Genomic DNA, 12,898 nt, shown 5'->3' on the forward strand with positions numbered 1-12,898 from the left:
CCCGGCCTCAGCCGGGCCACCTCGGCCCCGCCGGGCCCTTGGACGTCACGGTGAAGCGCCGGGGCCCGGTGCCGGCGCGCGACTGTTGATGACCGCACAGGCGTACGACGTAAGGCTGGCGCGCAATTGGTCCCAGCCTTCTTCGGAGTCGGGCGCGAGGCCTGCCATCAGCCGGCGCTGCTGCTCCACCACGAAGGGCCACGAGGCGATCCCGATCAGGGTCATCAGCAGATGACCGACCTCTTGGGGCGAGGCGAGGGACAGTGCCTTGCCGAGGGTCTCGTTCTTGCTCAGGTAGTACGCCTGGCGCTCCTCCTCGCCGGGAATCGCGGCGTCTCCGTAGTGCAGGCCCTCCCAGGCCAGGAGCCGCACGAGACTGGTGTCACGGCGGTGGTAGTCGAAGATCCGGCCGACGTAGTGCTCAAGGTCCTCCCGCGTCGTCGGCACCGGAACCTGCTCGCCCAGTTCCCGGTACGCGTGCGCCAGAACGGTGGAGAACAACTGCTCCTTGCTGCCGAAGTAGGAGTACAGGCGCTGCTTGTTCGCCGCAGCCTGCTCGGCGATACGGTCCACCCTGGCGCCTGCGATGCCGAACTTGGCGAACTCCGCACGGGCCGCGTCCAGGAGACGGGTCGGCGTGTCTCGGGTTGCGTCCTTGGTCATGGACTCAGCTTAACGGCCAACCAACTGGATAGTTAAAAAAACCATCTAGTTGGTTGCACCCTTTCGGGTGATCGCTTAGTGTCGGTGACGTCAGCCCGGCAGGCACCTCCGACAGAGCCGCCGGGGCCTGGAGCAGCCCGGCGCACAGCCCGGGTCGGAAACCGCACGGCGCTCGGAGCCGCGACGGTCTCCGCGCTTCGCACACCCATCACTCCGGTCAGCCGTCGTGGCACTTCCATGCCGCACGGCTCCACTACCGAGGAGTTCCCATCAATCACTCGATCCAGAGCATCGTCCTGGTCGGGGACCGGTTCATCGGGTTCGCCGTCCAGGAGAACGTCTTCACCGTCTCGCAGTTAGTCGACGACATCCGGCGCGGTGTCTACGCCAAGGAGGGCGACCCGGTCCTCATCGAAAGCGCCCAGGGCGTGTCCGAGGCCGATGTGTTCCTCATCGTCGAGGAGCTGCGGCATCGCGGCCTGGACCGTATACACGTCCGGCTTCAGCCTTCCACCCTCAGCGGAGCCGGCGAGGTCCACAAACACCAGGTCGCCAATGCCCTGATCGCGGATCTGCACCAGGTGGACGACTCGCTCTTCGGTGCCGGCCTGCGGCTGCACAACGACAACGAGCTCCTGCTCGACCACCAGACCGGCCAGCATGTGCAGGGCATGGTCGCCATCGAGGCGTCCCGGCAGATGTTCCTCGCCGTGACCGAGCGGTTCTTCGCCGCCCAGTGGCCGCAGCGCAAGTACTACTTCGTCATCGAGCACATGAACACCGCCTTCGAGAACTTCCTGTTCCCGCTGTGTTCGACCATCGAGTACCGGATCACCGAGTCCCGGACTCAGGACCCGTCCAGGCTCTCCTTCAGCGCCGAGGTCGGCATCCACCAGGCCGGCCGTCGCGCCGCCTTCACCCAGCTGGCCTTCACCGCCTTCGAGACCGACGTGATCGAGGCCAAGGAGGACCGGCGCGCCCGCCGGGCCGTCGAGCACACGCTCCGGGCCCCGGCCGACGTCCTGTCCGGCGTCTGACAGACCCCGGCCCCCGGCCGTTCCCCCGGCCGCCGCCGCACCCCGGGCGTCGCCCGATTCCCCCTTTCACAGATCCCCTGAGGAGCACAGTCATGTCCGCATCACTCATCACCGCCGTGGAACTGCCGGTCAAGCCCGACCAGGTCGATGCCGCCGCCACCGCATGGAAGGCCCACCACGCCGCGTCGGCGTTCGAAGGCCGTGCACTGTTCCGCAGCCTGGAGGGTTCCAGCCTCCTGGAGCTGGCCCCGCTCGCCGGCTTTGAGCAGCTCGACGCTCTGCGCGCCGACTGGGAGCAGCTGTGGGAGACGCTGGCCCCGGCGGCCGAGGGCGACTTCCGCCGCCAGGTGCTGGGCTTCGTCGACGCGCCCAAGCCGGTCGACACCCCGCTGCCGCAGACGGCCTACGTGCAGATGCGCCACATCGAGGTGCCGCCGCGGGTGTACACCGCGTACCGCGCCTGGCGTGAGGAGACCATCTACGACGTGGTGCGCGGCGCCGACGAGGTCGAGGCCTTCGAGGCGTACCACTCGGTGCTGAGCACCGAACCCGGTGTCATGTTCGTCTCCGGGTTCAACTGCGACCCGGCCGAGTACAACGCGGTGTTCACCTCCCCGCGTTACCAGGAGATCGTCCGCCAGGCCGGTGACCGCTTCATCGCGGGCGGCGAGCGCGGTCTCTACACCACGATCTACGCCCGCGTGGCGTAGGCGCCGCACGCCGGCCCGTCGCAGAACCAAAAAACCCGACCGGTTGCAGAACGAGGAACGGCGCCGGTCGCAGAACGAGGAACCAGATGAGGAGAAGCGGATGGGACCGTCGCGCACCTACCAGCTGAGTCTCACCACCCAGGGACCGGCCTACCCGCCCAGCGAAGTGATGGACGCGAACGGCGACTTCGTCGTGATCGGTCGCATCAACCGTGACAACGGGGCGGGCGGCGTCTCGAACGGCTGGGGGTGCGCGATCGTCGCCGCCGACAGCCCGCTGCCGGAGTTCGGCAGGAACGAGCCGTACCGCATCATCCGTGAACTGCCGGACCACCCCGGCCAGTTCAGCCCCGCCGACAACGCGATCGTGCTCCACACGCTGCCGCTGCCGCTGCCGTGCAGCAACTATCCGATGGTGTTCGCCCCCGAGCAGTTCCCGAACGCGTCCGAGGTCGTCCGCCCCAGCTATCCGTTCCACCAGGTCGCCGTGCCGGACCTGCGGGAGCAGGACGGGCCGAAGGTGACCGAACCGGTGACGCTCGGCACCTGGGGCCGGGCGCGCGGCGAGCTTGAGGTACGGCTGAGCGACGACAGGAAATCCGGGGAGTTCGGCTTCGAGTTCTCCGGGATGCTGCCGAACAGCCTGTACACGGTGATGTCGCTGCGCGAGCACGACCTGGACCCGGCCGGGCCGACCCGGCCCGGACCGCTCGGGGTGCCCAACGCCTTCGTCACCGACCAGGACGGCAGGGGCCGCTATCGGGCGGTGCTGCCCGACCCCTTCCCGGCGCCCGGCACCGGCGGCAATCGCATCGTGAACGTCGTCGTGCTGTGGATGAGCTACCAGCAGAACTACGGCGGGGCGATCGGCCAGTTCGGTCTGGGCGGGGACATCCACGCACAACTGAAGCTGCAGGGACCGAGCTTCGGCGAATTCATCACCACCGGCTGACGAGAGGAACCACCACCATGCCGATCATTTCCGTGACGACCTGGCCCAGCGAGGACGACGACAAGTGCCGCGAGCTCATGGAAGAGCTGACGGAGACCGTGCACCGGGTCACCGGAGCGCCGCGCGACCGGATCACCGTCTACGTCCAGGAGGTGCCGCGAAACCGCTGGTCCGAAGGCGGCGCGATGGGGTCCGACCCGGATTTCGCGCGGCTCAGCCGGGCCGGCGGCGTCTGACACCGCCCGCCCCTGGCACCACCGGTGCACGTGCCGGCGCCCGGCGCCGGTGCCGGGCACCACACCGCACCACACCGCACCAGGAAGGAACCCCGGCATGAGCACCCCCCGCCCCGGCACCGAGCACGGCAACGACAACGACGACGACCGCATGGAGCGCGGGCTGCGGACGCTGCGCCGGATCGAGGCCACCGAGCGGCCCGGCATCCTCGACGGTTTCCAGGACGTGGCCCCCGGCTTCGGTGAGCTGGTCGTCGGCTTCGCCTTCGGCGACATCTGCTCCCGCCCGGGCCTGGAGCTGCCCACCCGCCAGCTCGTCACCGTCGCGGCACTCACCGCGCTGGGCAACGCCGCCCCGCAGCTGGAGTTCCACGTACGGGGCGCACGCAACGTCGGGTGCGACCGCCGCGAGATCGTCGAAACGGTTCTGTGGCTGAGCGGCTACGCCGGTTTCCCCGCGACGCTGAAGGCGCTGGGCGTCGTCCGGTCCGTCTTCGTCGCCGAGGGCGCGGGCGTGCCGTCCGCCGAACGGTCCGAGCGCGGGCTGCGAACGCTGCGGGCCCAGGGCGGCGACGGCGGTTTCTGCGAGCAGGTGCTGGCCTCCGTGCGCGCCCTCGATCCGGCCCTCGCGGACGATCTCGTCGAGAGTGCCTTCGGCCACCTCGACCCCGTCACGTCGCGCGGCGGTCTCGACCCGCTCACACGCGCCATCGTCTCCGTGGCCGCCTGCACCGCCCTGGGCACGCTCCGGCCGCAGCTCACGGCACAGGTACACGCGATCCTCGACGCCGGCGGCACACCGCAGGACGCCGTCGAGACGATCCTGCAGATGGCCGTGTACGCCGGTGTCCCGGCGGCCGTGAACGGCCTCAACGCGGCGCGCGACGTCTTCCGCACGCGATGACCGCCGCCGCCTCCGCGCCCGCCACCGAGCCCGCCACCGCCGCGCGGCGGCCCCGGAGCCAGATCCCGCATCAGAAGGAGGGACCCGTCATGACCTCTCGTTCCTACCTTGTCTTCGCCGACGTGGACGAGACCCTGATCCACTGCAAGAGCATGTTCGACTTCCTGCGGTACCACCTGACCGGCCGGTACGGTGTCGCGGGGACGGCCGAGCACGACCGGCTCCTCGCCGGCTTCCGGCGGGCCGCCGACGCCGGCACGCCGCGCGAGGAGATCAACCGCGCCTACTACGCCGCCTACGCGGGTGAATCCGTTGCCACCATCGCCGCCTGGGGCGAGCGCTGGTTCGCGGACCGCGCCGCGGACGGTCTGTTCATCGACACGACCCGGGACGCGCTGCGCTCCCACCGCGAGGCCGGTGCCGAAATCGTCCTGGTCTCGGGTTCGTTCCCCGCCTGCCTGGACCCCATCGCACGGGCCGTCGGCGCCGGGCACCTGCTGTGCAGCCGCCCTCTCGCCGAGGCGGACGGCCCGGCCGGCCCGGTAGGTGACGGTACCTACACGGGGCTGATCGAGACCCCGATGATCGGTGCGCAGAAGGCGGTCGCGGTCCGCCGGTTCCTCGCCGCCCGGCCGGAGATCGACCCGCGGGACTGCTACGCGTACGGCGATCACCCATCCGACCTGCCGATGCTCGAATGCGTCGGCCACCCGGTCGCGGTCGGCGACGACCCCGTGCTGCGAGCCCTGCTCGACGCCCGGCCCTCCTCCACTCCTTTGGAGCACCAGCTGTGACCGTGTACTCACCAGCGACGTCAGACATCGGCATCGTCGGATCCGGCTCGTACCTCCCGAGCGACATCGTGCCCAACTCCGAGGTCGCCGAACGGGCCGGGGTCACCCCCGAGTGGATCGTCCGCAAGACCGGCATTCGCGAGCGCCGCCACGCCGCGCCGCACGAAGCGACCTCCGACCTGGCCACCGCCGCCGCGCGGGCCGCCATGGACGACGCCGGGATCTCCGAACGCGACATCGCCTGGGTGATCGTGGCGACCTCCACCCCCGACCACCCGCAGCCGGCCACGGCCTGTCTGGTGCAGGACCGGATCGGCGCGACGCAGGCCGCCGCCTTCGACATCAACGCCGTCTGCGCCGGCTTCGTCTTCGCCCTGCAGACCGGTGCGCAGCTGCTGGCCGGGATCAGCGAGCACAGCGAGGCCAAGTACGCACTGGTCGTGGGCGCGGACGTCTACTCGCGGATCCTGGACCACAGCGACCGCAAGACCGCGGTGCTGTTCGGCGACGGTGCGGGAGCCGTCGTACTCGGCCCGGCCCGGCCCGGATTCGGCATCGTCGGTACCGGTACCAGCACCGACGGCAGCCTCCATGCGCTGATCGGGGTCCAGGCGGGCGGCAGCCGCCACCCCGCCTCGGCCGGCACCCTCGCCAACGGCCAGCACTTCTTCAAGATGCAGGGGCGCGAGGTCCGCGACTTCGTCAACGAGCGCCTGCCATCGGCCGTCCAAGGGGTGCTGGCCGCGCACGACGTGGATCCGGCCGCGGTCGGACACTTCGTTCCGCACCAGGCCAACGGTGTGATGGTCGGCGAGGTCATCCCCAGCCTCGGGCTGCCCAACGCCCAGGCCCACCTGCCGGTCGACCTGCACGGCAACACCGGCGCCGCCTCGATACCGCTCGCGCTCGACCAGGCCAACCGGTCGGGCGCGTTGCTGGACGGCGATCTGGTGCTGCTGGCCGGCTTCGGCGGTGGCATGGGGGTCGGCACGGCCCTGATCCGCTGGGACGCCGAGTCCCCCAAGCACCTGCCACGCGAGCGAGCGGCGCAGCTCGTCGGGAGCGTCGCCCGGTGAACGGATTCCCTCTCGGCCCCGCCCACGCCTTCCGCTCCGCCCCCGTGTCCGACGCGCTGTGCGTCGTGCCCGGATGCGCGATCGCCCACTGGTCGATGGGACCCGACGTGCTGGACGCCGGCCCGTGCCCGCACGGCTGGAGTCCCCGCGCCCGGCCCGACGGCGACACCTCCGCCCATGTCCTCACCCGAACCGGCCCCGACGGCCTGATCGACGCTTTACCCCAGGGAGACCGACAGCCATGACACAGACCTCAACCACTCCCGCTCAGGGCGGACAGCGCACCGTCGCGCCCGATTCCGGCGCCTCATCGCTGCGCGCCTGGCTGGCCGTGCTAGCCCTCGGGCTGGGCACGTTCTCCTTCGTCACCACCGAGACACTTCCCATCGGGCTGCTGCCGTCCATCGGCGCGGGCGTGGACGTCTCCGTGGGCACCGCCGGCTTCCTCGTCACCGGCTTCGCCGCCGTCGCCGCGATCACCGCGGCGCCGCTGACCACCCTGTGCGGGCGCATCGACCGCAAATGGCTGCTTGCCGGACTCCTGGTGCTGTACGTCGCGGGCAACCTGCTGGCCGTGATCGCCACCTCCTACGGCATGCTCCTGGGCGCCCGGGTGCTGGTGGCGCTCGCCCATGGCGTCTTCTGGTCGATCGCCGCGGCCATCGCGGTCCGTCTGGTCCCCGAGCGGCACGCCGTGCGGGCCACCGCCCTCGTCCTCGGCGGGATCTCGCTGGCCTCGGTGCTCGGCGTCCCGCTGGGCACCATGATCGGCCAGCGGTCCGGCTGGCACACCGCGTTCGCCGCCGTCGCCGCGATCGGCTTCGTCGTACTGGTCGCCGTGCTTTTCCTGCTGCCCAGCCTGCCTGCCCAGGGCATCGGGAGCCTCGCCGCCCTGCCGCGCGTCCTGCGCAACGGCCGCCTGCGCGCCGCCGTCGGGGTCACCGCGCTGGTGATGATCGGCCATTTCCTCGCCTTCACCTACATCGCCCCGTACCTGGAGCAGGTCACCGGCATCAGCGAAGGCATGGTCGGTGTGCTGCTGCTGGTCTTCGGGGCCGCCGGATTCGCCGGCAACTTCGTCGCGGGCGCCGTCGTCGGCCGCTCGGTGCACGGCACCCTGGTGGGCGCGCTCGTCCTGATGGCCGGCTCGCTCGCCCTGCTGTGGGCCTTCGGTGACTCACGGCCCGCGGCGATCACTCTGCTCGTCCTGTGGGGCCTGGCCTTCGCGGCCCTGCCCGTGGGCCTGCAGACCTGGGTGCTGCAGCTCGCCAAGGAGGAGTCCGACGCCGCCTCGTCGCTGTACGTGGCCGCCTTCAACGGCGCCATTGCCGTGGGGTCCCTGGTCGGTGGCCTCCTCGTGGACTCCGCCGCCGGACCGCGCGCCGTGACCGGCGCCGCCGCCGTGCTGACCGCCTGCGCCCTGCTCACCCTGCTGCTCTCCGCCCGCAGCGCGCGCACCCACAACCCCGCACCCGCCGGAACCCTGACGAACGCCTGACCGCACCATCGCGACCACCGCGACTCACGCCGGCCGGCTCACGACCTCCGACCGGTTCACGAACACCCGACCCACGACCCGGCCGGAACACGCGGCCGGAGCGAAGGAGTTGCACCTCATGCACCAGCGCACCTTCGGCACCTCAGGACTCCAGGTCTCGGCGATCGGCCTCGGCTGCATGGGCATGTCGGCCTTCTACGGTACGAGCGATGACACCGAGTCGGTCACCACGATCCGGCGCGCCCTCGACATCGGGGTGACGTTCTTCGACACCGCCGACGCCTACGCGGCCGGCCGAAACGAGGAACTGCTCGGCAGGGCCCTCAAGGGCCGCCGCGACGAGGCGGTGGTGGCGACCAAGTTCGGCATCCGCAGCATCGGGCCCGGTGGCACGGCCGGCGGTGCCGTCATCGACTCCAGTCCCGCCTACGCCCGCCAGGCCTGCGACGCGTCGCTGGCCCGGCTGGGCGTGGACACCATCGACCTCTACTACCTGCACCGCCGCAACCCCGACACACCGATCGAGGAGACCGTCGGGGCCATGGCCGAACTCGTCACGGCCGGAAAGGTCCGGCATCTGGGGCTGTCGGAGGTCAACGCGGACACCCTGCGCCGTGCCCACGCCGTCCACCCCATCACCGCCCTGCAGAGCGAGTACTCGCTGTGGGAGCGTGATGTGGAGACCCACATCGCACCCACGGCACGGGAGCTGGGTATCGGACTCGTGCCCTACTCACCGGTCGGCCGGGGTTTGCTCACCGGAGCCCTCACCTCACTCGACCAGCTGGACGCGGACGACTACCGCCGCACCGACCCGCGTTTCCAGGGCGAGAACCTCACGCGCAACCTCGCCCTGGTCGAACGGGTCCGGGCCCTGGCCGACCGGATCGGCTGCACCCCGGTGCAGCTCGCCCTGGCCTGGCTGCTGACCCGTGGCCCGGAGGTCGCCCCGATTCCCGGCACCCGGCGCATCACCCGCCTGGAGGAGAACGCCGGAGCGGCCGACCTGACGCTCACCGCCGCACAGCTGGACGAGCTGGAGCAGGCCGTCCCGGCGACCGCGGTCGCCGGGGAACGCTACGCCCCGGCGGCGCTGCGCCTGCTCAACACCTGAGGGCGGGGCGGGGAGAAGCTCCGCGCAGCGGCACATGGGCGCTCCGGCTACGACACCGGCAGGATGGCGTGGACGCGGTAGCCGCCGCCGAAGCGGGGGCCCGTGGAGCAGGAGCCGCCCAGGGCGCCGGTGCGTTCGCGCATGCCGAGGAGGCCGTGGCCGCCGCCCGGGTCGGCCGGTTCCGGGGCCGCGTCGGCCGCCTCACCGCCGTCGTCGAGCACGGTCACCTCCACCGACGGGCCGACCCGGACCACGCTCACCTCGGCCCGCGCCCCCGGCCCCGCGTGCTTGCGCACGTTGGTCAGCGCCTCCTGGATCACCCGGTACGCCGCCAGGTCCACCGCGGCCGGCAGCGGGCCCGTACCGCAGTCCAGCTGCACGATCACCTGCACCGGCAGCCCGGCGTGCCGGAAGGTGTCCACCAGCTCGTCGAGGACGCCCAGCCCCGGCGCCGGCTCGGTCGGCGCCTCCGGGTCACCGGACTGCCGCAGCAGGCCCACGGTCGCCCGCAGCTCGTTCAGTGCCGACCGGCTGGCGTCCCGTACGTGCGCCAGCGCCTCCTTGGCCTGGTCCGGGCGCTTGTCCATGACGTGTGCGGCGACCCCGGCCTGCACGTTGACGAGGGCGATGTGGTGGGCGACCACGTCGTGGAGGTCCCGGGCGATCCGCAGCCGTTCCTCCGCGACCCGCCGCCGGGCCTCCTCGTCGCGGGTCCGTTCGGCCCGTTCGGCCCGCTCCCGGATGGCGTCGACGAAGGCCCGCCGGCTGCGTACGGCGTCCCCGGCGGCCGCGGCCATGCCGGTCCAGGCGAAGATCCCGAGATTCTCCTGCGCGTACCAGGGCAGCGGCCCGGCGAGCATCGCCACACCGGTCAGGCCCGCCATGGTGAGCAGGCCGATCCGCCAGGTCGTCGGCCGGTCGGTGAGGGCAGCCACCGTGTACAGGGCGATCACCGTGCACATGGCGACGGGCGCCCGCGGCTCCCCGGTGGTCAGTTCCAGCAGCGAGAGCCCGCAGGTCACCGCGAGCACGGCGATCGGCTGCCGGCGCCGGAACACCAGCGCGGCCGAGCCGAGCAGCATCAGCAGCAGGGAGAAGGGTTCGGGGGTGCGGGTCCCGAAGGTGGGCCCGTGCGGGCCGTGCGGGTCGGCGAAGGAGCCGACGACCATGGCGACGAGCGCGCCGGACGCCAGCACGGCGTCGGTGGCCAGCGGATGGGCCCGCATCCACTGCCGGGTGGGGGCGAACCGCCCGAGGTCTGTCGTCACCCCGATACGGTACGGCCTGCCGGCCCGGCCCTCAGGGCGGAGGGCTCTGCCCCAGCGGGACGCGGGAGCGCACCGGACCCCATTGCGCCCGGACCACGCACACGGCCATGACGGCGGCGATGGCCGCCAGGTGCTCCTTGCCGGCGAGATTGTTATTGATCAGGACCTCGCCGGTCATCGCGAGGATCACCAGGGCGCCGGTCAGGTACGCCCGGTGGCGCCAGCAGAGGTAGATGGCGAGGCCGACCACGGCAGCCGAGGGCCCGGTGTCGTTGACGACGCGGTCGGACACCGGCAGACCGAAGGGGTGCTCCGGGCCCAGCGCGACGCCGATCCGCGCGTACGTGGTCCCGGCGAGGGTGGCGACGTAGCCGATCACCAGCGTGCGCCACCGGCCGAGGCAGATCTCCGCGATGCCGAACACCAGCAGTATCTGCGCGAGCGCCCCCCACACCGGCAGGTCGAGGGCCGGGACGAACAGCGACAGGGGAGTGCGCAGCAGGGCCAGCCAGAACGGGTCGACGGCCTTGACCGACCCGAGGTTCTGCACCGGCTGGAATCCCCACGAGGTGTTCTGCACGATCTGGAAGACCGAGGTCAGGCAGACCGCGCCGAGCGTCATCGGGATCGCCCGCCACGTGTCGCGGGCGAGGGCGTCCCGGACGGTCCAGAACATCGGGCCCCACTCGCGGCGGGCGAACCGCCGCAGTGGGGTGCTGCTGTTCCGCGCTGTCAACGGCGGGTCTCCAGGTGTCTGCGGTGCAGCCACTTCGGAAGGCCGGGGGCCTCCAGGAACCCCTCGGCCCGGCCGGCCGCGACACCGATCCGCAGCAGGTCCGAACTCTTCTCGAAGAGCATGAACCGCGGTTCCCAGATCGGCCGGTATTTGGCGTTGGCCCGGTAGAGGGACTCGATCTGCCACCAGCGGGAGAAGAAGCTCAGCAGCGAGCGCCACATCCGCAGCACCGGGCCGGCACCGAGCCGGGACCCGCGCTCGAAGACCGACCGGAACATCGCGAAGTTGAGCGAGACCTGGGTGACCCCGATCTCCTTGGAGCGTTCGAGGAGTTCGATGACCATGAACTCCATCAGGCCGTTCTCGGAGTCCCGGTCCCGGCGCATCAGGTCCAGCGACAGGCCCCCCGGGCCCCACGGCACGAAGGACAGGACGGCCCGCAGGTCGCCCTTGCCGTCGGTGCACTCCAGCATCACGCACTGGCCGTCGGCGGGGTCGCCCAGCCGGCCCAGCGCCATGGAGAAGCCGCGTTCGGTGGCCCCGTCGCGCCAGTCGTCGGCGCGGCGCACCAGCTCGGCCATCTCCTCGGCGGGGATGTCGGCGTGGCGGCGGATACGGACCGTGTACCCGGCCCGCTTGACGCGGTTGTAGGCCTGCCGGACGGTGCGCATGGCACGGCCCTCCAGGGTGAAGTCGGCGGTCTCCACGATCGCCTCGTCGCCGAGCTCCAGCGCGTCCAGGCCGTGCCGGGCGTAGATCTGCCCGGCTTCCTCGCTCGCGCCCATGACGGCCGGAACCCAGCCGTGCTCGCGGGCCTCGGCCAGCCACGGGTCGATGGCGCCGGGCCAGGCCTCCGGGTCGCCGATCGGGTCGCCGGAGGCGAGCGAGACCCCGCCGACGACGCGGTAGGTGACGGCGGCCTTGCCGGTGGGGGACCAGATGACGGACTTCTCGCGACGCAGCGCGAAGTAGCCGAGCGAGTCGCGGTCGCCCTGGCGGGCCAGCAGCGCCCGCAGCCGCTCCTCGTCCTCCTCGCTGATCGGGTCGACGGCGCGGCGCGAACGGAACGCGGCGAACAGCACGGCGAGGAGCAGCAGCATCGACATGACGTTGATGAAGACGTCCACCCAGCCGGGCGGGGCGATCACCGCGGAGGCCCGGTCGTCCGGGGCCAGGGTGATCAGCCGCATCACGCCGTACTTCCAGCGTTCGAGGAAGGAGACGCCGGAGCTGTCCGGGGCGGTGTCGGCGGCGCCCACGAGCAGGGCCGCGACCAGTGAGGTGACGAGCAGGCCCACGGCGGCGACGGCCGCGGCGAAGGCCGGGTTGGAGCGGTCGCCCTTGGCGTAGAACTCGTGGCGGCCCAGCAGCAGGGCGCCGGTGAAGGCGGCGGTCAGGGCCAGCGAGACCCAGTTCTGCGGGTGCTCGCGGATCTCCTCGTACGCGAACAGGGCGTAGGCGAGCAGCAGGGCGAGGAGGCCGCTCAGGACGAGGTTCAGGATCCAGGAGGCGCGCTTGCGGCGGCCGAGGGTGACAGCCAGCAGCAGCGTGAACAGGCCCGACGCGAAGCCCGCGGTGAGCATGTACGGGGTGTAGAAGTCCTCGATGTTGTGGCGCCGCAGGTCCTGCCCGAGCGAAACCCACACCGCGCTGAGGAAGTTGATGAAGGTGACGACGCGCAGGTACCAGACCGCGAAAGCGGCACCGCGCTGTGAGCGGGCGCTCCCCCGACCGGTCTCCCGGCCGCCCCCCGCCGCCTTGCCGGCGTCCCCGCCGGTCTCTTTCCTGCCGGATGACGGACCGGTCGCCGGTACGGCGGTGCGGTCGGTCTCTGCGCTGGTCAAACGGACCTCTCCCATAAAAAGCGATCATATGGGGCGTCGCTGTCCGTGATGGTGCGGTCGGGGACC

At 71.6% G+C, this 12,898-nt stretch carries 13 protein-coding genes; 9 read left to right on the top strand and 4 right to left on the bottom strand.

Annotated elements, in window-relative coordinates:
• Positions 1–45: 45 nt before the first annotated feature.
• Positions 46–663 (bottom strand): TetR/AcrR family transcriptional regulator, encoded by a 618-nt coding sequence (locus tag AAT21_RS03505; RefSeq protein WP_046775176.1) that lies wholly within the window; start codon positions 661–663, stop codon positions 46–48.
• 428 nt (positions 664–1,091) lie between these two features.
• On the opposite strand from AAT21_RS03505, the gene AAT21_RS34880 reads away from it, so the two are divergent.
• From AAT21_RS34880 to AAT21_RS03555, 9 genes are all read left to right on the top strand, one after another.
• Complete coding sequence (locus AAT21_RS34880; RefSeq protein ID WP_157879619.1) at positions 1,092–1,700, top strand: AfsA-related hotdog domain-containing protein; 609 nt, start codon at positions 1,092–1,094, stop codon at positions 1,698–1,700.
• A 92-nt stretch (positions 1,701–1,792) separates the two neighbouring features.
• Positions 1,793–2,410, top strand: a complete 618-nt coding sequence (locus tag AAT21_RS03515; protein ID WP_046775178.1) for a hypothetical protein — start codon at positions 1,793–1,795, stop codon at positions 2,408–2,410.
• A 100-nt stretch (positions 2,411–2,510) separates the two neighbouring features.
• Complete coding sequence (locus tag AAT21_RS03520; protein WP_046775179.1) at positions 2,511–3,362, top strand: hypothetical protein; 852 nt, start codon at positions 2,511–2,513, stop codon at positions 3,360–3,362.
• 17 nt (positions 3,363–3,379) lie between these two features.
• Positions 3,380–3,598 carry a tautomerase family protein gene (locus tag AAT21_RS03525; protein ID WP_046775180.1) on the top strand — a complete coding sequence of 73 codons (219 nt, stop codon included), beginning with the start codon at positions 3,380–3,382 and terminating at the stop codon, positions 3,596–3,598.
• Between the two features lie 97 nt (positions 3,599–3,695).
• Complete coding sequence (locus tag AAT21_RS03530) at positions 3,696–4,502, top strand: carboxymuconolactone decarboxylase family protein (protein ID WP_046775181.1); 807 nt, start codon at positions 3,696–3,698, stop codon at positions 4,500–4,502.
• An 89-nt stretch (positions 4,503–4,591) separates the two neighbouring features.
• A complete protein-coding gene (locus AAT21_RS03535) occupies positions 4,592–5,296 on the top strand; it encodes an HAD family hydrolase (RefSeq protein ID WP_046775583.1) in 705 nt (234 codons plus the stop codon).
• Positions 5,293–6,372, top strand: coding sequence for a 3-oxoacyl-ACP synthase III family protein (locus AAT21_RS03540; RefSeq protein ID WP_235438668.1), 1,080 nt, complete (start codon positions 5,293–5,295; stop codon positions 6,370–6,372). Before AAT21_RS03535 ends, AAT21_RS03540 begins: the two co-directional genes overlap by 4 nt.
• 241 nt (positions 6,373–6,613) lie before the next feature.
• The gene (locus AAT21_RS03550; RefSeq protein WP_046775183.1) at positions 6,614–7,870 is read left to right on the top strand and encodes an MFS transporter; all 1,257 of its coding nucleotides are present in this window, start codon (positions 6,614–6,616) and stop codon (positions 7,868–7,870) included.
• Positions 7,871–7,988: 118 nt separating this feature from the next.
• Positions 7,989–8,984, top strand: a complete 996-nt coding sequence (locus AAT21_RS03555; protein WP_046775184.1) for an aldo/keto reductase — start codon at positions 7,989–7,991, stop codon at positions 8,982–8,984.
• Between the two features lie 47 nt (positions 8,985–9,031).
• Here AAT21_RS03555 and AAT21_RS03560 read toward each other — a convergent pair whose 3' ends face one another.
• The 3 genes from AAT21_RS03560 to AAT21_RS03570 all read right to left on the bottom strand — a co-directional run bounded on the left by AAT21_RS03560 (position 9,032) and on the right by AAT21_RS03570 (position 12,847).
• Positions 9,032–10,210, bottom strand: coding sequence for a sensor histidine kinase (locus AAT21_RS03560; protein ID WP_046775585.1), 1,179 nt, complete (start codon positions 10,208–10,210; stop codon positions 9,032–9,034).
• A gap of 73 nt (positions 10,211–10,283) precedes the next feature.
• Positions 10,284–10,928, bottom strand: a complete 645-nt coding sequence (locus AAT21_RS38290; protein ID WP_046775185.1) for a hypothetical protein — start codon at positions 10,926–10,928, stop codon at positions 10,284–10,286.
• Positions 10,929–10,984: 56 nt separating this feature from the next.
• On the bottom strand, positions 10,985–12,847 hold the full coding sequence (locus tag AAT21_RS03570; RefSeq protein ID WP_046775186.1) for a phosphatidylglycerol lysyltransferase domain-containing protein: 1,863 nt from the start codon (positions 12,845–12,847) through the stop codon (positions 10,985–10,987).
• Positions 12,848–12,898 lie beyond the last annotated feature (51 nt).

The organism is Streptomyces yangpuensis (genome assembly GCF_001005295.1).
In the GTDB taxonomy this organism is placed as follows: domain Bacteria; phylum Actinomycetota; class Actinomycetes; order Streptomycetales; family Streptomycetaceae; genus Streptomyces; species Streptomyces yangpuensis.